The sequence below is a fragment of the Bacillus sp. SM2101 genome, from assembly GCF_018588585.1.
GTDB lineage: Bacteria > Bacillota > Bacilli > Bacillales > SM2101 > Nanhaiella > Nanhaiella sioensis.
Genome location: NZ_JAEUFG010000003.1, coordinates 138,858 through 164,017, shown reverse-complemented (window position 1 = coordinate 164,017; position 25,160 = coordinate 138,858). Strand labels below are relative to the sequence as shown.

Genomic DNA, 25,160 nt, shown 5'->3' with positions numbered 1-25,160 from the left:
TGGACAATGCCACCTCTCCTTTTTGTGGGAAGGCTCAGTGGTTCTAATTGAAAAATGCTATGAACGGAGCAGTTTTTCAAGTAAAGAAGATCAATAGCAAACTACCTGAAAAACGATGGGAGGTATATAATTATGACAAATTATGGTATAGATGCGCTTGTTAGCATCCTATCACATTTGATATTTATTACAATTACATGGTGGGCACTACAATCGCTAAATTTTGAAAAGCTTTTTAAAAAAAATCGTGTATTCCAAGCTCGAACATTATTTATTTTAATCACAATTGCACTCGGTTCAACCATTAGTAACTTCTTTTTAGACTACCTTTTCTGGTCGAAACAAATTACAACGTTATTTAGCTAAATTTGTACTTAAAACTGCATAGAGTGAACTTTGCATAGTATCACGTATGATTTGGATAGTAAAGTGCTTAGTTTGGATAGTAAAACGCATAGTTCGGATAGAAAAAGGTGTAGTTTGGATAGTAAAAGGCCAAGATTGGATAGTAAAACCTCAAGTTTGGATAGTAAAAGGCATAGTTTGGATAGTAAAGCCCTAAGTTCGGATAGAAAAAGGCTTAGTTTGGATAGAAAAAGGCCAAGTTTGGATAGTAAAACCCCAAGATTGGATAGTAAAACCCATAGTTCGGATAGTAAAGCCCCGAGTTTGGATAGTAAACGCGAAGTTCGGATAGTAAAGCCCCAAGTTTGGACAGTAAAACCCAAAATTCGGACAAGTACAGCTTCTATTGTTGTTAAGATAATGAAAAGAATGTAAGAAAATTAAAGGAGAACGAGTAACAGGTGAAGAATTCTTCAAAAAAATAATGTGAGGTGATAGAATGATCAAAAAAGAAAGGCAAATCCCACCTAAGATAGAAAAATTAGAGGCTTTATTAAGACGGTTGCCACCTACACACTCCAAAAAAGAGATCCTTAGTGAAGAATTAGCAAAAGCGTATGCTGGATTTCGAGGAGAGAAGTCGCTTGATTATTATTTTGACTTTCTCCCAAGTGAAAAGTATTTCATACTACATGATTTAAGAATTCCCGATAGTGAAAACCGTTATTTTCAGCTAGATACACTCATCATATCGGCATGTTTTATTCTCATTATTGAAGTGAAGAACATCTCTGGCACACTCACATTCGACCGAACCTTTCACCAGCTGATTCGAGAATTAGATGGAAATGAAGAGGCATTTCCTGACCCCTTTTTACAAACTAGTAGGCAAGAAAGTCAACTGAAAAATTTGCTAACAAAGTATAAATATCCATCTATACCAGTTATATCACTCATCGTCATAAGCAAGCCTTCAACAATTATAAAAACCACTTCCCACTTTAAGGAAACCTCTCAAAAAGTGATCCACGCTGCATCACTCCCAGCCAAATTAAACGATCTAGCTTCCGTATATAAAAAAGAAATATTAACTAAGAGAGACCTTAATAAAATAATCCAACTGCTCGTAAAACAACATTCTCCAACATATCCGGATGTGTTACAAAAATTTCACATTCAACCCTCTGAGATCATTACAGGAGTTCATTGTCCAATATGTACTACCCTTCCGTTACATCGACAACGAGGTGCTTGGAGTTGTCCCGTATGTAAATCGAATATTGAAAATGCTCATGTTTATGCTTTAAAAGATTTTTATCTCCTCATTAGCCCAATTATTTCTAACAAACAATTACGTGAATTTCTTCAGCTACCTTCCATATCCATTGCCACAAAAATATTGGCATCGCTAAATCTACAATATTCTGGGAATTTTAAAAACAGACAGTACGAGCTTTCATTTACAAATCTAAATGAAATAGTAAAGGCTCATTCCGCAAAGCTATGACTAAGTTGCCATCTGCTTAATACTTAACAGTCATATTAGTAACCCATTTGCATAGTAACGTGTTTACTTTCCTTCACTTATTTTCTTGTCTAAAGATGACGAGTTTTTCCAAGTATGAACTGCGTTGTTGTGGCAACAATGAAAATAAGGAGAGGAAGTGGCGAGAGATGAAAAATAAGCTTCATAAAATATGTATGTTATTTATTGTAATGATTTTACTAAGTATTTATGGAAATTCGATGACTAGTGCAAATGAGTCTGTAAATAAACTAGAGGAAATTGCAAATGTATACGAAAATAATCATATTACGATCGAAGAATGGAGCCTCTACAGTAGACAGGCATTAGAAATCAGCGATCAGGTGGAATTCGAACAACGGATAGAGGAGCTTAAGGAGAAGACTGGCAACTTTAATTGGGATATTTCTGAAAGTTCAAATAAATGGGAAGCTGTTGGGACATTTGAGCACTTGGAAAAAAACCAAACAGAAATTGTAAAGCTCATCTCATCATATGACAATGGACATCGGTATTCATACCTATTTTATGAGGTGAAAGGAAATCACACCGATTGGACTAGTGTAAATAGCACTACAAAAAACAGAATAGCTGACATTTTTACTGATGATGTCACAATTTTTACTTGTATCAAGGGCTATTTAAATGATAAGATTGAAGAGGTTTTGTATAAACGAGCGGACAAAATACTACAACAATTTAATGCTAGAGCAATTGAGGCGTTGAACGAAGAGACATTTGTCTCAATTTCTGCATATACTGATGATTGGAAAGATATTATTCCAACAAAAACTGAACCGATCAATATACAAGTAGCCTTGCGTAGTACAGGGTTAGGTGGGAGGACTAACGTTGTAGTTGGAACACCTATCATAACATCTGAATATTAATATTATATAGAAAATGGACGCGGAGGGGAATATACCTTGGAAAAAATCATCGTCCGTGGCGGAAGAAGGTTAAGTGGTACGGTTAAAGTAGAAGGTGCAAAAAATGCCGTTTTACCTGTAATCGCTGCATCTTTATTAGCGAGTGAAGGAAAAAGTATAATAAGTGATGTACCTGAGCTCTCCGATGTATACACGGTAAATGAAGTGTTACGTTATTTAAATGCTGACGTAACATTTAACAATAATCAAATTATAGTTGATGCATCTAGAGAGTTAACGATAGAAGCACCGTTTGAATATGTTCGAAAGATGAGGGCTTCTGTATTAGTAATGGGATCATTATTAGCGAGGAATGGTCAAGCAAAAATTGCTTTACCAGGTGGATGTGCAATTGGCTCAAGACCAATTGATCAACATTTAAAAGGCTTCGAAGCGATGGGAGCAACTGTTAAAGTTGGTAATGGATATATTGATGCAAAGGTAGATGGAAAACTACAAGGTGCAAAAATATACCTAGATTTCCCTAGTGTAGGAGCTACTGAAAATATTTTGATGGCAGCTACATTAGCTGAAGGAACAACGATTATAGAGAATTGTGCAAAAGAACCAGAAATTGTCGATTTAGCAAACTTTTTAAATAAAATGGGTGCAAAAGTGCGTGGTGCTGGAACTGGTACGATACGTATCGAAGGCGTAAAAACCTTATATGGAACAACACATCAAGTGATTCCAGATAGAATTGAAGCGGGTACTTTTATGGTAGCAGCTGCAATTACTGGTGGTGATGTATACGTACAAGGAGCAGTACCGGAACATTTAAGCTCATTAATAGCAAAGATGGAAGAAATGGGCGTAACGATTACTGAGGAACATGATGGCATACGAGTAATTGGTCCTCAAAAGTTAAAAGCTGTAGATCTAAAAACGATGCCTCATCCTGGATTTCCTACAGATATGCAGTCACAGATGATGTCATTACTGTTATGTGCAGAAGGCACTAGCATGATCACTGAAACTGTTTTTGAAAACCGCTTTATGCACGTTGAAGAATTTCGTCGAATGAATGGTAATATTAAGATTGAAGGACGTTCAGTCATTATTAACGGTCGTTCAGATTTACAAGGTGCAGAAGTAGCTGCTACAGATCTCCGTGCAGCAGCAGCTCTTATTTTAGCTGGATTAGCTGCTAAAGGGCATACAAGGGTTACTGAGCTAAAGCACTTGGATCGTGGATATGTGAGCTTTCATGAGAAATTAACAGGCCTTGGAGCTGATATTGAACGTGTAACGGTTCAAAGAGATCAATTAATACCTTTTGATCAGCATGTAACAGATGTGAATGCTTAAAGGACCATCCTTTCAACTGCTATGAATGTAACAATAAGTATATAATTAAATAATTTTAAAATAAAAAGCAACCGTTGAGGTTGCTTTTGTATTTTGGGGATATAAAGTACTAGGTTTTCTTATCATAAAAGGTTGTCCACCTCCATAAGCATATATAGAAGTGTGGTTTTAAAGATCTTAGGACTACACAAAAAATCTTTTTGGAGGCTTGAAGCGATGAAACAAGTAAAACCACTCGTTATACTAATTTCTGTACTATTTGCCATGATTATTGTAATCCCCTCATTGTTAGTTTTCCCTTTCTCAGCCAAGGAAGGTGGAAAGCTCATTGAAGAATCGAAGTCGGAACCTTCTCCCACCTTAACTACGAACACATTAAATTCCGAAGTTGAAGTGGCTGTCTATCGTAGTCAAGCTAAAACGATCGAGCATGTCCCTCTTGAAGAATATGTCGTTGGAGTCCTAGCATCAGAAATGCCTGCGGATTTTGAGCTTGAGGCATTAAAAGCACAAAGTTTAAGTGCCAGAACATATATTGTTAAAAAGATGATAGGTGGGCAAACGGTCGGCGTACCAGAGGGTGCCGATGTTACAGATATGGTACTTCATCAAGTATATAAAAACAAAGATGAGTTGAAGGAATTGTGGGGGATTGATTATGAACGGAAGATGAAAAAATTTCAAGACGCTGTACGTTCAACTGCGGGTCAAATATTAACTTATGATAGTACCCCGATAGAAGCATCCTTTTTCTCAACGAGTAATGGGTATACAGAAAACTCGGAGGATTATTGGGAAAATCCATTCCCCTATTTAACAAGTGTAGCAAGTCCTTGGGATGAGGCTTCCCCAAAATTTCATAATCAAGTAACGATGACGGTAGCTGAGTTTGAACAGAAACTTAACATACAATTACCGAGCGATGGTACAGTAGGAAAAATTATTGCAAGAACACCTGGTAAACGTGTTGATACTGTAGAAATAAGCGGTAAAACCTTTAAAGGGAGAGAGGTTCGTGATCAATTAGGGTTATCTTCATCAGATTTTACATGGGTACGTAAAAATGATCAAATTGTCATCTCAACAAAAGGTTATGGGCATGGTGTTGGTATGAGTCAGTATGGCGCAAACGGAATGGCTGAAGAAGGAAAAACATATCAAGAAATTCTTACACACTACTACAAAGGAGCGCAAATTAGTGATGCAACTCCTTATTTAACGAACTTTATCGTGAAAAATTAATTATTTGATCCTGAGTAAAATTAATAAAAATCAGTTAAGAAAGCTCTCTTTCATTGTAATAAGAAAAAAATTAGCCCAATTTAGGGCTTTTTTTAATTATTATGGATAATTTTTTACATGATGGGGATATTAAATCAAAAAAATATAAAAAGATTGTATAAAAATATGAAAATGTGTTCAAAATGGTTGCTGAGGTGATGAATTCATGAGAGAAGAAAAGAAATTCTCAAAAATGAAACGATTTTTTAAACGTCGTTGGGTTCTTCCAGCAATTTATATTGCTAGTGCAGCAATCATTCTAACAGCTATCCTTTGGTATCAAAACAGCAAAAATGTTGCAGATTCTGATCAATATGATCTTGATAATGTATCATTGCAATCCGATTACTTTGTGGATGATGATTCTGTACCAGTAACACAATCGCTTGAAAGTTTTATGTATCCAGTGACAAATGTTGAAGAAATGGAAATTCAAAAGCAATTTTATGATGCCGATGCATCTGACGCAGATCAAGAAGCAGCGCTGTTGTACTACGACAATCAATATATTCCAAACAAAGGTATTGATATTGTAACGAAGGATAATAGTGTCTTTGATGTAGTTGCTTCTGCTAGTGGAACTGTTACAAGAACGAGCGTTGATTCAACCCTTGGGAATGTTGTAGAGATTGATCATGGAAATGGGATCGTAACTGTATATCAATCACTTGCTGATATCCAAGTCCGAGAAAATGATATGGTGGAACAAGGGCAAGTTATTGCACAGTCTGGTAGAAGTCTCTTAAATAGTGAGGCAGAAAATCACGTACATTTTGAAATACGTAAAAATGACGAAGCGATCAATCCAATTAATTTATTTGGAAGTCCTATCACTTCTTTGTTAGATGAAGATGAAAATATGGATCTAGAGGCTTCTGAAGGAAAGAAAGAAGAAACATTGCCTGAAGAAGAGCAGAAAGAAGCTGAAGAAGAGCAGAAAGAAGCTGAAGAAGAAGTAGAGGAAGAAGAAGAGGAAGCACCAGCTGAAGAAAAAGAAAAAGAAGAGGAAGCTCCTGCTGAAGAAGAAAAGCCAGGAGATGAAAAAGAAGATAAAGATTCATAATTATCTGCTTTAGTATAAAGTGAATAGCTTGATACAATTATGACCATTCTCATTAGAGAGTGGCTTTTTGTTTGTTGTCAATTTACTGTGGTGGTTTTAGGTGACCATTATTTTAGCTAAAAGCTCCTTTTGTAACTTTGTTGCTATTGTTAGTCGTTGTACAGAAGAAAAGATGCCTCGAACGATAGCTATATTCGTATTTAGCTCTAACTACAAAATGCAACAATTAACACGAAAACAACCTAACAAAAAAATTCCTCGAACGTTAGGTGTTTCGTGTTTATATCTATGTGCAAAAAAACAATCAATGTGAAGACATCCATTGCTTTGTAACAATTTATACCTTTATGGAAAATAATCTTGTATGAACATACAAAAATACATTTGTTTACATCGTCAAATAAGTTATTTCCTGATTGCAGTATAGCGGATCTTTTGTCGGAAATTTAGTTTCAAAAAGGATCATGGTTGTAATTTGAACAAAAAATTAACAAATCCCTTGTCCCTCTTGACTTTTATGGAATATATAATCATCCAAGCTAATAAAATGTTACAAACCTGATAAAAGAGAGTGTTTGAGGTGAGGGGCTTGGGTTTTATGATAACGATATAATTTATTTCATTTATACAACAACTTATTACTGCCGTAACAAATTAGAGCATTTTAATCGTTGGAAAGAAAACGAGTCTCCTTTGACACTTCTCACATCCAATTTAGGGAGGGCGAGTGGTGTGCACGATTACATCAAAGAGCGTACTATCAAGATTGGTAAGTATATCGTGGAGACGAGAAAAACCGTTCGTGTAATAGCGAAAGAATTTGGCGTTTCCAAAAGTACTGTTCATAAGGATTTAACAGAAAGATTACCTGAGATTAATGCAGAACTTGCAAATGAAGTGAAGGAAATATTAGATTACCATAAATCAATACGTCATCTACGTGGTGGAGAAGCAACAAAATTAAAATATAAGAAAGAGGGTGAACGAGAAGAAGAGACTGTCCGATAAAAAGAAAGAGGATGAATCATGAATTGGGTAGAGCCCGGTTTTATAGCCTATATGTTAAATAACAATGATTAATAAATCCTGAATATAATATGAAATCACACTCAATTGAGGCATCCTCTTTTCATATATTTGATCTAGCTCTTAAAATTCGACTATTTTTTTACATCATTGCCTTCTAGGCGTAAATTTGTGATAAAATATAAAATTAGAGAAAGTATCGGGAATTTTGCAAGGAGGCTTATAATAATGTTTGCTAGAGATATCGGAATTGACTTAGGTACAGCGAATGTGCTCATTCACGTAAAAGGAAAAGGAATTGTTTTGAACGAACCATCCGTTGTTGCCATTGACCGTCAATTAGAAAAAGTGTTAGCAGTTGGTGAAGAAGCAAGACGTATGGTTGGTCGAACACCTGGAAATATTTCAGCCATTCGCCCACTAAAAGATGGAGTCATTGCGAATTTTGAAATCACCGAAGCAATGCTTAAGCATTTTATTAATAAACTAGATGTAAAAGGTTTTCTTTCTAAGCCACGCATACTTATATGCTGTCCGACGAATATTACATCGGTCGAGCAAAAGGCGATAAGAGAAGCGGCGATGAAAAGCGGCGGAAAAAAAGTTATTTTAGAGGAAGAGCCGAAAATAGCAGCAATTGGTGCTGGTATGGATATCTTTCAACCGAGTGGAAATATGGTCGTTGATATTGGTGGTGGTACGACTGATGTTGCTGTTTTATCAATGGGAGATATCGTTACATCTTCTTCGTTAAAAATGGCAGGGGACAAGCTTGATATGGAAATTCTTCAATACATAAAACGAGAATATAAGTTATTAATTGGTGAGCGTACAGCAGAGGACATTAAGATTCAAGTAGCAACAGTATTTCCTGGGGCACGTAATGAGGAAATAGATATTCGTGGACGTGATATGGTATCTGGATTACCTCGAACAATTACGGTCAGATCAGAAGAAATTGAAAAGGCATTGCATGAATCTGTAGCACTTATCGTCCAAGCTTCAAAAAGCGTACTAGAACGAACACCACCAGAATTATCTGCAGATATCATTGATCGCGGAGTCATTTTAACTGGCGGAGGAGCCTTATTACATGGCATCGATCAGCTATTGTCTGATGAGCTGAGGGTTCCCGTACTTATTGCAGAAAATCCAATGGAATGTGTGGCAATTGGTACTGGTATTATGCTTGAGAATTTGGACAAGCTTCCAGTACGTAATTACGGCTAAGCTGCTACTAATTGTTGTTTTACGCACAAAAAATTAAACAAGTTCACAAATAGAATTCATGGCATCTTTTTTTATATCATACGATGACAAACGCATAAATCACTTGTTGTGTTTAGTAGTAGCAAAATTTACGAAAAGAGCAGCGCATGGATAACAGATATATAGATTTAAGGATGAGGTGATAACAATGTTACGTGGATTTTACACAGCAGCATCAGGGATGATATCACAGCAGAGAAAAGCGGATATGTTAACAAATAATATGGCAAATGCAAATACACCAGGTTATAAAGCAGAACAAGGGTCCTTACGAGCATTTCCAGAAATGCTATTGCAGCAACTAGGTACGAATTCTATTCCAGGACAAGAGTTGAAGAACCTTCCTTTTGCAAAACCAATTGGTGAACTTAATACAGGTGTATATTTACAGGAAACTAGACCAAACTTCACTCAAGGTGACTTGAGAGAAACGGGATTACATACTGACTTAGCGTTACTTGATGTATTTGTACCAACTAATGAAAATACAAATAATCAAGGTGGACTATTTTTTACGGTACAAAGCGCAAATGGTGACACTTTGTACACTAGGAATGGTAATTTTACGATAGATGGACAAGGGAATTTAACGACTAGTAGTGGTTATTATGTCCTTGATGAAGATAACGCACCGATAAATGTGGGCAGTGGTCAATTTACAGTTAGCAGCGATGGAACAGTGTTAGAAAACAATGAGGCTATTGCTCGAATAAATATCGCTTATGCAGCTGACACGAATAGCCTTATTAAAGATGAGACCGGGATGCTAAGAACAGAAGATAACCAGCCTTTGCCAAATGTGAATACAAACGAAGATATTGTATTTAATATTGAGCAAGGTTTTATAGAAGGGTCAAATGTTGACACAGCACAAACAATGACAGAATTAATGACTTCCTACCGTGCGTTTGAAGCAAATCAAAAAATATTACAAGCATATGATAAAAGTATGGATAAAGCAGTAAATGAAATTGGAAGGCTACGATAGAAATAAATTAAGACCGGTAGTTCAATTGAGCATACACTCTTATTATTGCTGATTATTGGGAGGGAATATGTAATGAATAGGTCAATTTTGACAGCCGCAAATACGATGAGTCAGTTACAACACAAACTTGACACAATTGGGAATAATCTTGCCAATGTAGATACAGTCGGCTATAAACGTCGTCAAGCAAGCTTTACCGAGCTGTTGTATCAGAATTATAATAATCAACCAAGAGAGGAACAAGAGGTTGGTCGTTTAACTCCTAATGGTATTAGGATAGGGACTGGATCGAAATTAGGTCAAACGAATATGATCATAGCTCAAGGAAGTCTAAAAGAAACAAACCGCCCGCTTGATATTGCTTTTACTGAGGAAGGACAATTTCTTCGTGTAGCTGTAGAAAATAATGGCGAGCAAGCTGTGCATTATACAAGAAATGGTGCACTCTATCTTTCACCTCTTGAAGAAGGATCTGATGAATTGATACTAGTAACGAGTGACGGATATCCTGTGCTTGATAACTCTGGTAACACGATTAATATTGAAAATGATTACCAAGACATATCAATAGATGAAAATGGTACAATAAACTTAATAAATAGTGATGGGGAAAAAGTAGAAGGCAATAACCTTTCTATTGTTAAAATACATCGACCACAACTACTACAGTCTGTCGGTGGAAATTTACTTGGATTACCGAATCTAGAACAGCTTAACTTAGATGAAGAAGAAGTTTTAACATTATTAACTGACGATCTTCAGCAACAAATTAGACTACAAAATGGTACATTAGAACAGTCCAACGTTGACGTATCAACTGAAATGACGGAAATGCTTGCAACGCAAAGGACGTATCAATTTAATGCAAAATCGATTTCTATCGCTGATCAAATGATGGGCCTCGTAAATGGAATTCGATAATAAAGATTGTTCAAAAAATCAGGGAAATACGGCTAAATAATTTAGAATAAGATACGCTAGTCCTGTGAATATTACAGAATGTTTCAGCAGGAGGTAGAAATATAAATCTATGCTAGACATTGCTTTCTGATTTATTCTATGGAGTAATTTCCAATGAACAAGGCAACGATGATGTTTATTTAGCATGTTATGCAGTTTTGATATTATTCCCCCTTCCTTTTTGAACACGCATCAATATTCTAAAGGAGCAAAGATCATTGACAACGAATGCAAATCAGTCTGAAACAAAGACGCGATCTCAATTGAGACAAGAACGACACGAACAAAAACAACAAGGGGAAGAGCATACGAGTAAAAGAAAACTGAAAGCTCGTGTTCGCTTAATTCCCATTTGGTTAAAATTAATGATTGTTGCTGTGCTACTTGTTCTCAGTCTGTTATTAGGTGCCATTGTTGGTTATGGTGTCATTGGAAATGGAGACCCATCTGATGCATTGAAAAAATCTACGTGGCAGCACATTTTTAATTTAGTTGAAAAAGATACAAAGTAAGAAGGAGATTACCGAATGATGTTAGATGTAACAGCAATTAAAGATATTATACCCCATCGTTATCCATTCTTATTAGTTGATAAGATCCTAGAAATAGAAGAAGGCAAACGAGCTGTAGGTATAAAGAATGTCACAGCAAATGAAGAATTTTTTAATGGACATTTTCCTGATTTTCCGGTTATGCCTGGTGTTTTAATTGTAGAAGCACTTGCACAGGTCGGTGCAGTCGCTATGCTAAAAAAAGAAGAAAATCGAGGCAGGTTAGCATTTTTTGGTGGGATTAATAATTGTAGATTTAAAAAACAAGTGAAGCCTGGAGATCAATTGCGTCTAGAGGTAGAAATGATTCGTGTGCGAGGTTCCATAGGGAAGGGAAAGGCTGTAGCTACAGTTGATGGAGAAGTTGCATGTGAAGCAGAAATTATGTTTGCTCTTGGTGAGAAAACCGAGTAAATCTATTCTTTAAAAAAAGAATGTTGTAATAACACGATTACCCTAGTGGTAGTCTTTTTTTTGTCCTTTTAGGCAAACCTTATTTTACGTACGAATAAATATACACGTATACAATAGCTACCGCGGCATCTTAGACCTTTTATCAACTTGGGTTACGAGAAGAGCCCTTGGTATGCTAAGTTTTTTAGGATGTTGCTAAACCAACTCTTATACGAATGTCGTTAATAATGCAATGAAGATACAAATGAATATAGAATTACCTAAAAATAACAATTTTTTAATGAAGAATTTTAATCAATTTTGGGAAACATATTCAAAGACAAACCTTTGGATGTCTAAGAAAGGATTAATAAGGAGTGATTTTCATGAACAAAAAATGGTCATTAACATTAATGAATTCATTATTATTTGCGTTATTATTTACGGGTTGTAATACGAATCCGGAAAACCCTCCACCACCTGAGACTGAAACACCGATGGAAGAAGAAATGCCTGAAGAAGATTTAAATAATAATACTTATGAGGAAGATATGATGGAAGAAGAGGAAGATAATCAAGAGGGATAATAAACGTATTACTTTTAATGCCCACTTTTGTGGGCTCATTTTCGTTAGACTGTTTTCGAATGGATTGTTGCTTTTCATACTAAGAAATAAATACTTATAAGTAAGCGTTCGTGGCACCTTTCTCATTTGACATGAGGTCAATTGCAAATAAATTTTTATTGCTGTCCGAAAATTAGTCTCAATAGCAACAAAGTTTACGAAAGCTGTTTTCGTTTTGATCGTTGTTTTTCGTATTAAGTAGTAAACAAGCATACAACTAGCGTTCGTTGCATCTTTTCTTTTGTCCAACGATGAATGGTACTAATTGGGATAACAATAGAAAACGAAAACAGCTTTTTAAGTAAAATCTAAATAATCCTCCAAATTCTATTCTTCGAAATACTTCTTCACAATGTAACAAATTTCCTCAATATTTGTCATTTTGAATAACTATATGGTATTATTAATAATTAGTCAGATTAATTTTGGAGGTACGGATAGTAAATGTTCAAAAATCTTCCACACGGTATAAAAATTAGTATTTCTCGCTCAATATCTGCAGCATTCGAACAGTATATGAACAAAATTGAGTGGAATGAAGAAAAATATGATACCAATGATTTTATTCAGCATTGGAGACACTATGCAGACAAAAATGCATCATGGTTTGATAAAATAGAAGATGAAATTAAAGAAAATCCTTTATTTCATGAACAGCTCGCTGATAAAATTAATGAAACAATTGAGAAGCTTTTATCAGAACAACCAACAAACGATCAAATAAAACAAATCGAATCTCTAGTTAATGAACTGCAAATAGAAGATATTGATTATGCGTGTAAATCAGAAGCGAAATACCATATTGACCAATTAACAAAGGCTGTAAAAAAAAACAGCAACGACAAAAATTAACTGAAATCTTGTATTTTCAGGCATTTGAAGAAGAATTACCTGAACAGGCATATAGTCTTGATGATCTCACAAAAATTGGGAAGCAAGCACAGGATAAGCTTAATGCGGCAGAAGAACGTACTGATGAGCTTGATGATATGACACAGGATAAAGACTTTAAATTATACCATTAACAATATAAAGTATCGATGGACAGGTACCATACCCCTATATGGACTGTCCTTATTCAATAGGTACTACCCCACACTTCATCCAGCATTCCTTTTATAAAACTATTTCATTATTAAATTCATACTCTATAAGAACAGACTTAAAGAAGGTAGTATAGTAGGTAGGATTAAAAGTAGTAATATTTAGATAAAAATTCTATCTTTTCATAAATTTGAGATAATTATACTATATAATATATATTATCTTTTTTTAGGGGGTTTTTATGTGAGTATTTACTTTTACCTTACAAAGGTGTCGGTATCAGAAGTGCGGAGCGACACAGAGGAAAATGGTTCATTCTACAAAATTCTCATTAATGAAGATCCAGCGATGTATAATCATAAAAATACACATTTGAAGAATTTGGATGATGTCATTACTAACCAAATTATTTATCACTTCGATGACGTGCAAATACCTTTATCTGCTTTACCAAAACCACACTCGCATTCCACTGCTTTTTATTGTAGAACTAATTCCATCATTGAACTAGACTTTTTATCTAATGATAAAAAACAATTAGTAGTTGCATCGATTTTCCTCGAACATCATAAAATACGTTTATTAACCTATAAGTGGAATAAACGAATGAAAGAGTATATCTTACAACCATTGCATGTAGAAGATAGTTTTATGGAAGTCTCTATTCAAAGGGTATTAAAACGATTTAGTGTTATGAAGGGGAATGTTTTTTCATTTATACTTTTTCCGAATGATAGAAAGAATAAATAGTAGGACACAACGATGTGATAGATTGAAAAGGGTCAATCTTACAACTTTGAAAAATTGATTCCATTCACGGTAAATGTAGAATATATAGTGTAAGGTCAGACCCTAGGAATACCTCAAATTAATATTATTATGGTTAGCGTGTATGCCACCATGCATGAGACGCATTGTTGTATGGTAAGTTGTAACAAAGTGATGGATAGCATACATGCACGTGTCACCACTTAACGACTATTGTTATTAAGCTGTTGTTTAAATTCTTGTAATAGCTGTTCACCTTGTAAACCTCTTTGGAGTAAGTCAGTTAATAATATTTCGGCACGTTTCGTTCTTCGATTGATCAAGACACCATCCATTAAAACGCTCACACTATCCCCCATGGTTGTAATCTTCTTTACTTTTACAGACATTGTTGCTGGATCATTGTCTTCTTTGGAGATGACTGTTTGAATCGGAATGCTCTTTATTTGACTCTGTTTATGTAGTTCATTGAATAGGTGTAAATAGTCTTGAGCAATTAGAATATCAAGTAACCACCTGTTTTCGCCGTCCTCTTTATTAATGATTAACCCATCAAGTAATGAAATGCCTTGCTTACTAACCTGTATTTCGTCATCATTTAATATTGTGAGGGCAACTAATCTGAAGGTTTTCATGTATACACCTCCCTCATTTAATAAGAAACAACTTCATTTCTTACAGTATATCATAATCAATGAGGGATATTTTTAAAAGAAATAATGACAAACTTTCGTTAATGCGTGTTTTCAATGGAGTAGCTTTTCGTTTTGTAAATGACTTCATCCAGATAATATGAGATACGTGGAAAGTAGATTATGGATGATTTATTCAAACGAGTCGGTCCTTTCATAAACATATTGCGCCCCATTGAAATAATAAGTCCCAAAATCATGTGCTTACTTAAGCTTATATCCTCACAGGTTGCGCTTGTGGCTAATTTTATCAAGCATTGAAGTGAAGATTTCTTAAATCTAGTTTTTTTTCGTAAACTTTGTTGCTTACTTTCACTTACATTTGAGAAACTGGTGTGTACTATATGATTTTTATAATTGCTAGAGAAGAAAAGGTTCCCAGAACTTAGTTGTTTTTCGTATTTATCTCTTATGACGAAAAGCAACTTATAGCTATGAAAGAATAACGCCTAGTTTTGGTCGTTGAGATCTTCAGCTAGGGATGTGAATGGGTATGGATTCATCTATGCTAGTGAAGCTGTTACATTCATTCACAGTCAAAGAAAGAGTATGTTGCTTTGTAGAACGTGTCAATTAAGCTCATTTCCAGCACCATCATAGCTTTTGCACATTTCCTAGCTAAACATTCCATCATTTCTTCTGTTAACTCGTATCATTCATTGCACTACAATATAATTAGGCCAACCACTGAATCTATTATCCCTCTTTTATGTTGTTTATATGTATAAATTAAAATAGTATGAATGCGTTTAACGTTTTAGTAAGAAGAAAAAATGGGTATAATAAGCAACAAAAAATCATAGTTTATGAAGAAGGTTAGTATTTCAAATAAAAAGTATACAGCTTGAATTTAAGTTAGTAGATTGAGGAGGCGATTCTTGAATAATGAAAATAACAGTAGCGGGAGCTGGTTATGTAGGTTTATCAAATGCGATACTATTAGCGCAACATAATGAAGTAATAGCGATAGATATTCATCAGGAGAAGGTAGATTTGATTAACAATAGACAATCTCCTATTGTAGATACAGAGATTGAAGAATTTCTAACAACTAGGGAGTTGAATTTATCAGCAACAACAGATGTATATAAAGCTTATGAGCATGCTGACTATGTCATTATTTCTACACCTACGAACTATGATCCTGACAAGAATTATTTTAATACCAGAACAGTTGAAGCAGTTATAGCGAATGTCCTTGCAGTTAACCCTAAGGCTACAATGATTTTAAAATCAACTGTTCCTGTAGGATATACGACCAGGGTGAAGGAAATGTTTGAGACCGATAATATCATCTTCTCACCAGAATTTTTAAGAGAGGGTAAGGCTCTTCATGATAATTTATATCCTTCAAGAATAATCGTTGGAGAAAAATCTGAAAGAGCCGAAAGGTTTGCAAGCTTATTAGCAGAAGGAGCTGTTAAAAAGGACATCCCTATTTTATATACAAACGCTGCTGAAGCTGAGGCAGTAAAGCTTTTTTCAAATACCTATTTAGCGATGAGAGTTGCCTATTTTAACGAACTAGATACTTATGCTGAAATCAGAGGACTAAATACAAAAGAAATTATTGATGGTGTAGGGCTTGATCCTAGAATCGGCAATCATTATAATAATCCTTCTTTTGGGTATGGTGGATATTGCTTGCCGAAGGATACGAAGCAACTATTAGCGAATTACGAGGATGTACCTAACCATATCATTGGTGCTATTGTAGATTCAAATCGAACGCGAAAAGATCATATAGCCGATCAAATTTTAGCAAAAAAACCTCAAGTTGTTGGAATATATAGGCTGACAATGAAAACAAACTCAGATAATTTTAGAGATTCATCGATTCAAGGAATTATGAAAAGAATTAAAGCCAAAGGAATTGAGGTTGTAGTGTACGAGCCAGCCTTAAACGATGAACTTTTCTTTCACTCAAAAGTTATTAAGGATTTGTCTCAGTTTAAAATGTTATCAGATGTCATTGTTTCAAATAGACTAAGTGCCGAAATTGAAGATGTTAAAGAGAAAGTATACACGAGGGATTTGTATAATACAGACTAGGTAGAATAAGAAGTAAACTGAAAGGGTAGAGCTTACATGGTGAGTGGCCGAAAAAAGCCGAGTTACATCATTTTATGGATTACTGTCATTACATGGATGATACTTATTTTTTATTTATCCTCACAAGTGGAGGAGCAATCTGATCATCTAAGTAAAAACATCACACAAGTTATCATAGAATCAGCAGAAAAGGTCTCACCTCAATCTGAATTTAATTTACATAAAATGAATCGTTTAGTAAGGAAAAATGCGCACTTTATCGCTTACTTAGTATTAGGAATGCTAGTTGTATTGGCATTGAGGAACAGTGGGTGGTCTAGTTTGAAATCCTTTGGTGTTGCTCTAATGATTTGTGTGTTATTTGCAATATCGGACGAATTTCATCAGCTATTTGTGTCTGGCAGAGGTGCTCAAATGAGGGACGTTATCATCGATAGTGCTGGTGCTATGGTTGGTATTAGTATGACCTTTCTGCCGAAAATTTTTCTGATGAAATAATAAATATGAAACCTCTTAATCTACGTTTGTTGTTGATTGAGAGGTTTTTTTAATAGCTAAGAAGTTTCAGTTACATCTAAGTCAAGCTCCATCACGTTTACCTCTTGATGCCGCTAGCAAGGTATGCCCCTCTCTTTTATATACTTGAATAACATTAAAAAGGTCTCTCATTATGCGTTATCTTCACACTAAGAAATAAAGACGAATATAACTAGCGTTCGTGCATATTATTCATAAGTTATTGATATGGATATAAAATCCATTTAAATTATTTGAATTTTATGAAATATTATTAAGTTTTATGAAAAGCACTTTTTGGATTATCTGATTAGCAAAAAATGACATATTGGTAAATGAAGACGCATAGTATTGTTTATCTATAAATTATTGAAAGGGAGTGTGAGTGAGAATATTATGCTAGACAACAGAAGTAGTCATACGTACATAACATGGAAAGCGAGTTAGGTAACTTGAAAGTATTGATTCGTAGATTCATATCGAAACGTAACACAAGGAAAATTGTTAATTAGCTGCAATTCATATGAATAAGATGAGGGGGAGCAATAATGGGTACAAAAATTATGGTAACTGGTGGATGTGGTTTTATTGGATCTCATATAGTAGATCAACTACTGGAACAACAGTATGAAGTTGTAGTAGTGGATAATCTCAGCTCTGGTCGTTTAGATAACATTCCTTCAAATAAGGTTGAGTTGTTTGTATGTGATGTTACAAGTGCTGAATTCCATGAGGTTGTGCAAAAAGCAAAACCAGATTATATCATACATCAAGCAGCACATGTATCAGTTGTCAATTCTACTGTGAATATGATGCACGATGCTGAAGTTAATATTAAGGGTTCTTTAAATGTAATTGAAGCAGCCAAACGGTTTAAAGTACAAAAGATTATTTTTGCATCATCAGCTGCTGTGTACGGTGAAACGCAATACCTACCCATTGATATCTATCATCCTACAAAGCCCCAATCTCCATATGGTTTATCCAAATGGACAACAGAGGAATATTTGAAAATGGCTTCAAAGTATTATGGTGTGAAGTTCAGTATTTTAAGGTATAGCAATGTTTATGGACCACGTCAAAACTATTTGGGTGAGGGTGGAGTAGTAGCCATCTTTGCCAATCAAATGAGTAATCATGAGGAAATTAACATATATGGTGACGGCGAGCAAACGAGAGATTTTATTTATGTTAAGGATGTAGCTGCTGCTAATATTCGAGCCTTGAAGAATGGTGATGGATTAGTCTTAAATGTTTCTTCAACTATGCCAGTAACAATTAACCATTTATTTAAGAAAATGACAGCTTTGCTAGATTATAAGCAAGAAGTAAGCTATCAAAATTCTAGAAAAGGAGAACTAGCGAATAGCGTATTATGTAACAAATCTACAGAGGAACATCTAAGTTGGAATTTGTCCTACTCATTTCAAGAAGGTTTAAAAGAAACGATAGATTATTATAAAAACTACTCTTTAGTATAAGGTAGATTTCACAAAGATTGCCTATCACTTCACTAAAAAGATGTTGGTTGGCAATCTTATTCTTATGCTTTTCCACTCTTTATGATAGAAACTCTCTTAATTTTTTAATAATGATAAAAACAGTATTAATAAGTAATCAAGTGCATATAATGAATCAAGGTTTTGTTTAAACACATTTCAGTGTTCATTTTCCAACTATAAAAAAGTAGATTTGTATGTTTATAGCATTAGTTAGAGGAGGGATACTTGTTGCCCATAGAGAGTGAGAATAGGAAGTAGGATAAATTGCTAAACAAAACAGGAGGGAAGCAGCGTATTGAAAACAACAAATAACTTTTTCGACACTTATGTTTCTGCTACTTACATAGAAAAAGATAGTTTTAAAATGCAAAAGAATATTATATTTCCAGTAATGAAAAGGTGGGCAGATATACTTCTTTCGCTAATCGGATTGTTAATGACATCTATCATTATTATCGTATTTGCTATTTTGATAAAACTGGAGACACCAGGACCTGCATTTTTTATTCAAAAAAGAGTGGGTAAAAACGGAAAATACTTTAATTTAATCAAATTGCGATCTATGTGTGTAGATGCAGAAAAGAATGGAGCTCAATGGGCCCAAAAAAATGATCCAAGAGTAACGAAGGTTGGAAGTTTTATGCGAAAAACAAGGATTGATGAATTGCCTCAATTTATTAACGTATTAAGAGGTAACATGAGTATTATAGGTCCAAGGCCTGAACGCCCGATGTTTACAGCTCAATTTAATGAAGAAATTCCTGGCTTTATAAATCGCTTATCAGTAAAACCGGGATTAACTGGATGGGCTCAAATTAATGGTGGATATGAGATTACTCCAAATGAGAAACTAAAGCTGGATCTTTATTATATAGAGAATCAATCTATTTTGATGGAGCTGAAGATTATGTTAAAAACAGTTCGCATCGTAATTACAGGAAATGGAGCAAGGTAGTAAAAAGATTATAAATATGGGGAGATAAAAAATATGATTTTAGTTACTGGTGCTGCAGGCTTTATTGGCTATCATTTATCACAGTATCTATTAAAAGAAGGACATGAAGTTTTAGGCATAGATAACTTAAATGATTACTATGATGTCACATTAAAAGAAGATAGATTGAAGCTACTTGAGGTAAACAAGAGGTTTACATTTGAGAAGGTAGATTTGAAAGACCAAGGTCAAGTGATGCATATATTCAACAATTACCCAATATCTAAAGTAATTAACTTAGCAGCACAGGCTGGTGTTCGATATAGCTTAGAAAATCCTTTATCTTATATCCACTCTAATGTTCTAGGCTTTACAAATGTATTGGAGGCGTGTAGACATCATAGCATTAAACATCTCATTTACGCATCATCAAGTTCTGTTTATGGTGCTAATAAAAAAATGCCATACGCGGTTCAAGATAATGTAGATCACCCTATAAGTCTTTATGCAGCGACAAAAAAGTCAAATGAATTACTCGCACATACGTATAGTCACTTGTATGGTTTACCAACTACTGGCTTAAGATTTTTTACTGTATACGGCCCAATGGGAAGACCTGATATGGCTTACTTTAAATTTACGAAAGCAATTATTGAAGGGAAACCTATACAAGTATTTAATCATGGAAAGATGAAGAGGGATTTTACTTATATAGATGATATCGTAGAGGGAATTGTAAATTTAATAGATAAGGTTCCACAATCGAATGAAAGTTGGAATAGAGAGCATCCTGTGCCAGATTCAAGCTATGCACCGTATAAAGTATACAATATTGGTAATAATCGACCAGTCGAATTAATGACCTTTATCCAAACGATAGAAAAGGCCGTTGGAAAAAAAGCAATCATCGAATACCTTCCGATGCAACCAGGAGATGTAAAAGAAACGTATGCAGATATAGATTCATTAACAAATGATATCGGCTTTACACCATCAACTAGCATTGAGCAGGGAATACATCAATTTGTTGATTGGTACAAAAAATACTACACTCCAATAACGAAATAGGGGAAGTTGGTTATATGAATCATAAGCATGTAAAGGTTCTTCATATGTCAACAATTGATTTAACGATAAAAGATATGCTGCTAGATAAGATGGATGAACTAAGAAAGTTAAATTATACCATTGATTTTCTTTCTGATGATACCGGCTTAGTTACAGAAATAGAGGGCAGAGGTTATCGTCACATTACAGTAAGTATGTCTCGCAAAATAAAACCATTAAAGGATCTCATTAGTATTATGAAGATTGTTAAAATCTTGAAAAATGAGAAATATGATATTGTGCACACACATGCAGCTAAAGCAGGTGTCATAGGTCGAATAGCGGCTAAAATAGCTGGAGTAAAAATGATCATTCATACAAGTCATGGCTTACCTTTTTACCAGGGGCAATCTAACATAAAAAACTTTGTCTATAAAGGTTTAGAGAGAATGGCAAGCTTTTTTAGCCATGCTTACTTTTCTCAAAATAAAGAAGATTTAAATGTTATAAGGAAGATCGTACCAAAAAGAATTATAACAGCATATGAAGGAAATGGTATTCCTCTAACTAAAATTGATACGCATGAAAAGTTAGCGACTTCAAGAAAAGCAGAGCTGCTACAAAACATGGGTATCAACAATAATGAATTTGTATTTTTAATGGGTGCAAGGTTTGAGGGTGTAAAAAATCATCAAATGCTATTGAGGTCAATTGCCAATTTAAAAACGGATCGTTCGTGTAAGTTTCTTCTTGCTGGTACAGGAGATGAATTAGAAAGTATGAAGTTACTGGCTGAGAATCTTCGTATTACAGACAAAGTTTTGTTTTTAGGATATAGGGAAGATATGTATGACTTAATCCAACTATGTGATGCTGTCATTCTAACTTCGGAAAAAGAAGGGATACCGAGAATTTTAATGGAAGCCATGGCGTTTAATAAGCCGGTATTAGCTACAAATGTGCTAGGAACGAAAGAATTAGTTGTGCATAATCAAACGGGTGAATTAGTAGAATTAAATGACATAGAAGGTTTGACAGAAACAATATCCAAGTGGATTTCAGAGAATTATAGATTAGAGTTAGAACAATTTGCAAAGAACTCGCGAGAAAGAATAATTAGCGAATTTACTGAAGCGAAAGTGGCAGCTAGGCTAGATATTCTTTATAAAGATTTAATAAGCAAAGAATATGATATTAATGCAATGAATGAGAGGCTGAGGAGCTATTAACCTATTAATAAATCGTGTGATGGAAAACATGCTTCCCATGATTTGTTTCTATAGACATAATAGTTACTTGTAATTGATTTCATATGAGGTGAACTTAAGAATGCAAGATGAATTTGTGAGCATTATTATACCAACATATAAAAGAGCTGATTTGTTAGAAAGAGCCATTGCGAGTGTGTTAAATCAATCATATACAAATATTGAGGTTATCGTTGTAGACGATAATGATCCTCATACAGAGTATAGAAAAAAAACTGAAAGCATTATGAAAAAATTTATAACTACACCAAATGTTATTTATTTTAAACATGATAGAAACAAAAATGGTGCTTCAGCAAGAAATTCAGGTATAAAACTAGCAAGAGGTCAATATATCGGCTTTTTAGATGATGATGATGAGTTTCATAAGGATAAAGTTTGGTACCAAGTGAAGGAATTACGAAAAACTGACGGAAAGATTGGTGCCGTGTATTGTGACTTTGTAGTGAAGGATAACAATCAAATAATTAGAAAGAATCGGTATAACAAAGAAGGTAATTTACAATTCGATGTATTATGCAACAAATTGAATATTTCAGGCTCTAACTTCCTTTTTAAGAAAAATGCAGTTGAAAACACAGGATTCTATGATGAAAGATTTAACAGACATCAGGATTTAGAGTTTCTAGTAAGGTTTTTTAATGACTATAAGACTAAATATATTAATAAGTCCTTGTTAAGTATTTATAAAGATGACAGGGCTAATATATTGGATACCGCCGCTATGGAAAAAATAAAAAAACAGTTTTTATCTAAATATGAGGGCATTATACAAACTTATCAAAAACGAGGTCATTTAATTTATTTTTATAACTATTTAGAGATTTATAAGCAACATCTTTTGAATAAAGATTTCTTAGCGGCCCTTAAATGCTGGAAAAAGTATAAACTCGGGCTAAGAGTGATACCTAGCTTATTGAATCGACAATTGTATAAGCTGATGGATAAGGTGATGGTAAAACTCTATTTATTAAAGAAGGAGAGGTTATTATAAAAAAATATATTTCCATTGTAATGAGTTGTTATAATGCTGCTGAAATAATTGGGAGAACGATAGAATCAATTTCATCCCAACAATTTCAAGACTATGAACTTATTATTGTTGATGATTATTCAACCGACAATACAGTAGAAGCAATAGAAGAAAAAATCACATTAGATCCTCGAATGACTTTAATAAAAAATACAGAGAATATAGGTTTGACAAAATCACTTATAAAAGCAGTTCGTTTATCACACGGGGAATATATTGCGAGAATTGATGCTGGAGATTTAATGCACCCTGAACGACTTAGAAAACAAAAAGAAATTTTGGATGAACATGATAAGGTTGGCTTAGTTACTTCATATTGTAACATTATTAAAATGAAAGATGGCATAATGATAGAACAGTACAACAAAGTACTAGAAGCTGAAAATATTAAGAAATCAATGGCTTTAGGTAATAGAATTGAGCATTGTACTACTATGTTTAGAAGATCTATATATGATGAAGTTGGTGGGTATAACAAAAAATATTATACTTCTCAAGATTACGATTTGTGGGTAAAAATGCTCCATACTTCTAGTTTATATGTTATTCCAGAGACATTATCAACAAGTGTTTATGATATTAGTAATTCTATTACCTACAATAAAAATAAAGTTCAATTAAGGAATGGAATAAAAATTAGAGTAAATGCAATGAAAAATAACTACCTTCCTAAAAAGGCATGTATGTCAGGTATTATTAAAGCACTGCTGATGTATATCTTACCTGGTAAGGTGAATACCATGCTAAGAAATTATTTTAGCCCTGTAAAATCAAGGAGCTTGGAGTAAATGGTTATGATAAGTATTAATGATACTAAGCCTGCTGTGGCTTTATTATTTGGCTATGTGATGTATTTTACCTTGAAACCCTTTTACCTTTTTAGTAGTGGATCTTTACAAATCGCCGATTTTATTTTGTTGGCCACCTTCGGGATACTTCTTATTGGTCTAAATGGAAAGTTTCTCGCTCCTGAACCCGTTATGTTAATTTTGAAAGTTGCGCTGTTTTTTTGTTTGTATGTAGTTTTTATCAATGTTATTTGGGGAATCATCAATCAAGAATGGAGTGCTTACTTTAAAAACTCGTTGTTTTATATATTTAATTTTTTTGCGATGTTAATGGTAGTAGGATTATATAAAGTATACGATGTAGCCTTTTTGAGAGCATCAGCTTTAGCCGTCCAATTATCCATCATTACTCAATTTTTGCTATTCATCATATATGGTGGTTTTTCCTCTTCAAGAATGGTGTTGTTTTTTAATAACCCTAATCAGTTAGGTTATTATGCAATCCTAATCGCAGCCCTACTCCTTGCTTTAAAAGCTTACGTTATATATAAACCTTTGTATTTCATATCTTTATTTTCTAGTTTAGTCATATGTTTAATATCTTTGTCAAAAGCTGCAATGCTAGCATATCTACTCATTTTTATTCCAACACTTGTCAAACGATTTTCTATGAAGAACGGTAAATGGATCAAAACACTTTTTATTCTACTATTAATTATTATTCCAATTGGAGTTGTTTTTCAGGATGAAATTGTAAACAATCCATTAACGACTAATGTAGTTGAAAGAATTAATAAAATTGGACAAGATAAAGATGATTCATTAGGTGGGCGAGGGTACGATAGGATTTTTAACCATATCAATTATTTAATATTTGGAGCTGGAGAGGGATTATACGATCGTTTTGAAAGTCAAATTAATAAGGAAATCCATTCAACGATTGGGAACCTTGTTTTTTCATATGGAATAGTAGGTCTATTTATCTTTATATTTATTATTTTTTATATAGAAAAGGTAGAGGGATTTAAAAATATCAGTTCAATTATTGGCTTAATGTTTTATGGTCTGTTTCATAATGGTATTAGGAATACGATGCTATGGATATTTCTAATGATTTTATTAATTATTGCTGTAGATTTAAAAAGAAGCAAAATGAATAATGTAGCCCTCAAGTAAGTATTGTAAACTAAGTTACCTGAATACTTAGTAAGCAACATACTTTGTGGGTTGGACTTCATTGCTAGTTCTGATT

The 25,160-nt window shown here is 34.1% G+C and carries 26 protein-coding genes; 25 read left to right on the top strand and 1 reads right to left on the bottom strand.

The genetic code is table 11. From position 1 onward, the window contains the following. The first annotated feature begins 132 nt into the window (after positions 1 to 132). The 16 genes from JM172_RS04240 to JM172_RS04165 all read left to right on the top strand — a co-directional run bounded on the left by JM172_RS04240 (position 133) and on the right by JM172_RS04165 (position 14,058). Positions 133 to 366 (top strand): DUF1146 family protein, encoded by a 234-nt coding sequence (locus JM172_RS04240; RefSeq protein ID WP_214480848.1) that lies wholly within the window; start codon positions 133 to 135, stop codon positions 364 to 366. 478 nt (positions 367 to 844) lie between these two features. Beyond that, entirely contained in the window at positions 845 to 1,852 is a 1,008-nt protein-coding gene (locus JM172_RS04235; protein ID WP_214480847.1) for a nuclease-related domain-containing protein, read from the top strand. A 167-nt stretch (positions 1,853 to 2,019) separates the two neighbouring features. Next, on the top strand, positions 2,020 to 2,760 hold the full coding sequence (locus JM172_RS04230) for a YwmB family TATA-box binding protein (RefSeq protein ID WP_214480846.1): 741 nt from the start codon (positions 2,020 to 2,022) through the stop codon (positions 2,758 to 2,760). Positions 2,761 to 2,796: 36 nt separating this feature from the next. After that, positions 2,797 to 4,107 (top strand): UDP-N-acetylglucosamine 1-carboxyvinyltransferase, encoded by a 1,311-nt coding sequence (murA, locus tag JM172_RS04225; RefSeq protein ID WP_214480845.1) that lies wholly within the window; start codon positions 2,797 to 2,799, stop codon positions 4,105 to 4,107. 216 nt (positions 4,108 to 4,323) lie between these two features. After that, a complete protein-coding gene (gene spoIID, locus JM172_RS04220; RefSeq protein ID WP_214480844.1) occupies positions 4,324 to 5,349 on the top strand; it encodes a stage II sporulation protein D in 1,026 nt (341 codons plus the stop codon). A gap of 205 nt (positions 5,350 to 5,554) precedes the next feature. Continuing rightward, positions 5,555 to 6,451, top strand: a complete 897-nt coding sequence (spoIIQ, locus tag JM172_RS04215) for a stage II sporulation protein SpoIIQ (RefSeq protein WP_214480843.1) — start codon at positions 5,555 to 5,557, stop codon at positions 6,449 to 6,451. Between the two features lie 732 nt (positions 6,452 to 7,183). Beyond that, entirely contained in the window at positions 7,184 to 7,459 is a 276-nt protein-coding gene (gene spoIIID, locus JM172_RS04210) for a sporulation transcriptional regulator SpoIIID (RefSeq protein WP_214480842.1), read from the top strand. A 246-nt stretch (positions 7,460 to 7,705) separates the two neighbouring features. Further along, positions 7,706 to 8,707, top strand: a complete 1,002-nt coding sequence (gene mreB, locus JM172_RS04205; protein WP_214480841.1) for a rod shape-determining protein — start codon at positions 7,706 to 7,708, stop codon at positions 8,705 to 8,707. 187 nt (positions 8,708 to 8,894) lie between these two features. Then, positions 8,895 to 9,734, top strand: coding sequence for a flagellar hook-basal body protein (locus JM172_RS04200; protein ID WP_214480840.1), 840 nt, complete (start codon positions 8,895 to 8,897; stop codon positions 9,732 to 9,734). A gap of 72 nt (positions 9,735 to 9,806) precedes the next feature. Then, positions 9,807 to 10,655 (top strand): flagellar hook-basal body protein, encoded by an 849-nt coding sequence (locus JM172_RS04195; RefSeq protein WP_214480839.1) that lies wholly within the window; start codon positions 9,807 to 9,809, stop codon positions 10,653 to 10,655. Positions 10,656 to 10,912: 257 nt separating this feature from the next. Next, a complete protein-coding gene (locus tag JM172_RS04190; RefSeq protein ID WP_250886507.1) occupies positions 10,913 to 11,206 on the top strand; it encodes a DNA-directed RNA polymerase subunit beta in 294 nt (97 codons plus the stop codon). A gap of 18 nt (positions 11,207 to 11,224) precedes the next feature. After that, positions 11,225 to 11,659, top strand: coding sequence for a 3-hydroxyacyl-ACP dehydratase FabZ (fabZ, locus tag JM172_RS04185; protein ID WP_214480940.1), 435 nt, complete (start codon positions 11,225 to 11,227; stop codon positions 11,657 to 11,659). 365 nt (positions 11,660 to 12,024) lie between these two features. After that, positions 12,025 to 12,225 (top strand): hypothetical protein, encoded by a 201-nt coding sequence (locus JM172_RS04180; RefSeq protein WP_214480838.1) that lies wholly within the window; start codon positions 12,025 to 12,027, stop codon positions 12,223 to 12,225. Positions 12,226 to 12,708: 483 nt separating this feature from the next. Next, positions 12,709 to 13,116, top strand: coding sequence for a hypothetical protein (locus tag JM172_RS04175; protein WP_214480837.1), 408 nt, complete (start codon positions 12,709 to 12,711; stop codon positions 13,114 to 13,116). Between the two features lie 8 nt (positions 13,117 to 13,124). Continuing rightward, positions 13,125 to 13,289 (top strand): hypothetical protein, encoded by a 165-nt coding sequence (locus tag JM172_RS04170; RefSeq protein ID WP_214480836.1) that lies wholly within the window; start codon positions 13,125 to 13,127, stop codon positions 13,287 to 13,289. A gap of 262 nt (positions 13,290 to 13,551) precedes the next feature. After that, the gene (locus JM172_RS04165) at positions 13,552 to 14,058 is read left to right on the top strand and encodes a hypothetical protein (protein WP_214480835.1); all 507 of its coding nucleotides are present in this window, start codon (positions 13,552 to 13,554) and stop codon (positions 14,056 to 14,058) included. 221 nt (positions 14,059 to 14,279) lie between these two features. On the opposite strand, the gene JM172_RS04160 is transcribed toward JM172_RS04165, so the two are convergent. Next, on the bottom strand, positions 14,280 to 14,711 hold the full coding sequence (locus tag JM172_RS04160) for a YwpF-like family protein (RefSeq protein WP_214480834.1): 432 nt from the start codon (positions 14,709 to 14,711) through the stop codon (positions 14,280 to 14,282). A 942-nt stretch (positions 14,712 to 15,653) separates the two neighbouring features. On the opposite strand from JM172_RS04160, the gene JM172_RS04155 reads away from it, so the two are divergent. From JM172_RS04155 to JM172_RS04115, 9 genes are all read left to right on the top strand, one after another. After that, a complete protein-coding gene (locus JM172_RS04155) occupies positions 15,654 to 16,820 on the top strand; it encodes a nucleotide sugar dehydrogenase (protein WP_214480833.1) in 1,167 nt (388 codons plus the stop codon). 36 nt (positions 16,821 to 16,856) lie between these two features. Further along, positions 16,857 to 17,318 carry a VanZ family protein gene (locus tag JM172_RS04150; RefSeq protein ID WP_214480832.1) on the top strand — a complete coding sequence of 154 codons (462 nt, stop codon included), beginning with the start codon at positions 16,857 to 16,859 and terminating at the stop codon, positions 17,316 to 17,318. A 566-nt stretch (positions 17,319 to 17,884) separates the two neighbouring features. Continuing rightward, positions 17,885 to 18,817: an NAD-dependent epimerase/dehydratase family protein gene (locus JM172_RS04145; protein ID WP_214480831.1), complete on the top strand. Its 933-nt coding sequence runs from the start codon at positions 17,885 to 17,887 to the stop codon at positions 18,815 to 18,817. A gap of 385 nt (positions 18,818 to 19,202) precedes the next feature. Continuing rightward, the gene (locus JM172_RS04140; protein WP_214480939.1) at positions 19,203 to 19,793 is read left to right on the top strand and encodes an exopolysaccharide biosynthesis polyprenyl glycosylphosphotransferase; all 591 of its coding nucleotides are present in this window, start codon (positions 19,203 to 19,205) and stop codon (positions 19,791 to 19,793) included. A gap of 33 nt (positions 19,794 to 19,826) precedes the next feature. Next, complete coding sequence (locus JM172_RS04135; RefSeq protein ID WP_214480830.1) at positions 19,827 to 20,840, top strand: NAD-dependent epimerase; 1,014 nt, start codon at positions 19,827 to 19,829, stop codon at positions 20,838 to 20,840. 14 nt (positions 20,841 to 20,854) lie between these two features. Further along, positions 20,855 to 22,048, top strand: a complete 1,194-nt coding sequence (locus JM172_RS04130) for a glycosyltransferase family 4 protein (protein WP_214480829.1) — start codon at positions 20,855 to 20,857, stop codon at positions 22,046 to 22,048. 100 nt (positions 22,049 to 22,148) lie between these two features. Continuing rightward, positions 22,149 to 23,081, top strand: a complete 933-nt coding sequence (locus JM172_RS04125) for a glycosyltransferase family 2 protein (protein WP_214480828.1) — start codon at positions 22,149 to 22,151, stop codon at positions 23,079 to 23,081. A gap of 20 nt (positions 23,082 to 23,101) precedes the next feature. Then, positions 23,102 to 23,908, top strand: coding sequence for a glycosyltransferase family 2 protein (locus JM172_RS04120; RefSeq protein ID WP_214480827.1), 807 nt, complete (start codon positions 23,102 to 23,104; stop codon positions 23,906 to 23,908). Further along, the gene (locus tag JM172_RS04115; RefSeq protein WP_214480826.1) at positions 23,909 to 25,084 is read left to right on the top strand and encodes an O-antigen ligase family protein; all 1,176 of its coding nucleotides are present in this window, start codon (positions 23,909 to 23,911) and stop codon (positions 25,082 to 25,084) included. It abuts the gene before it with no gap. Positions 25,085 to 25,160: the final 76 nt, after the last annotated feature.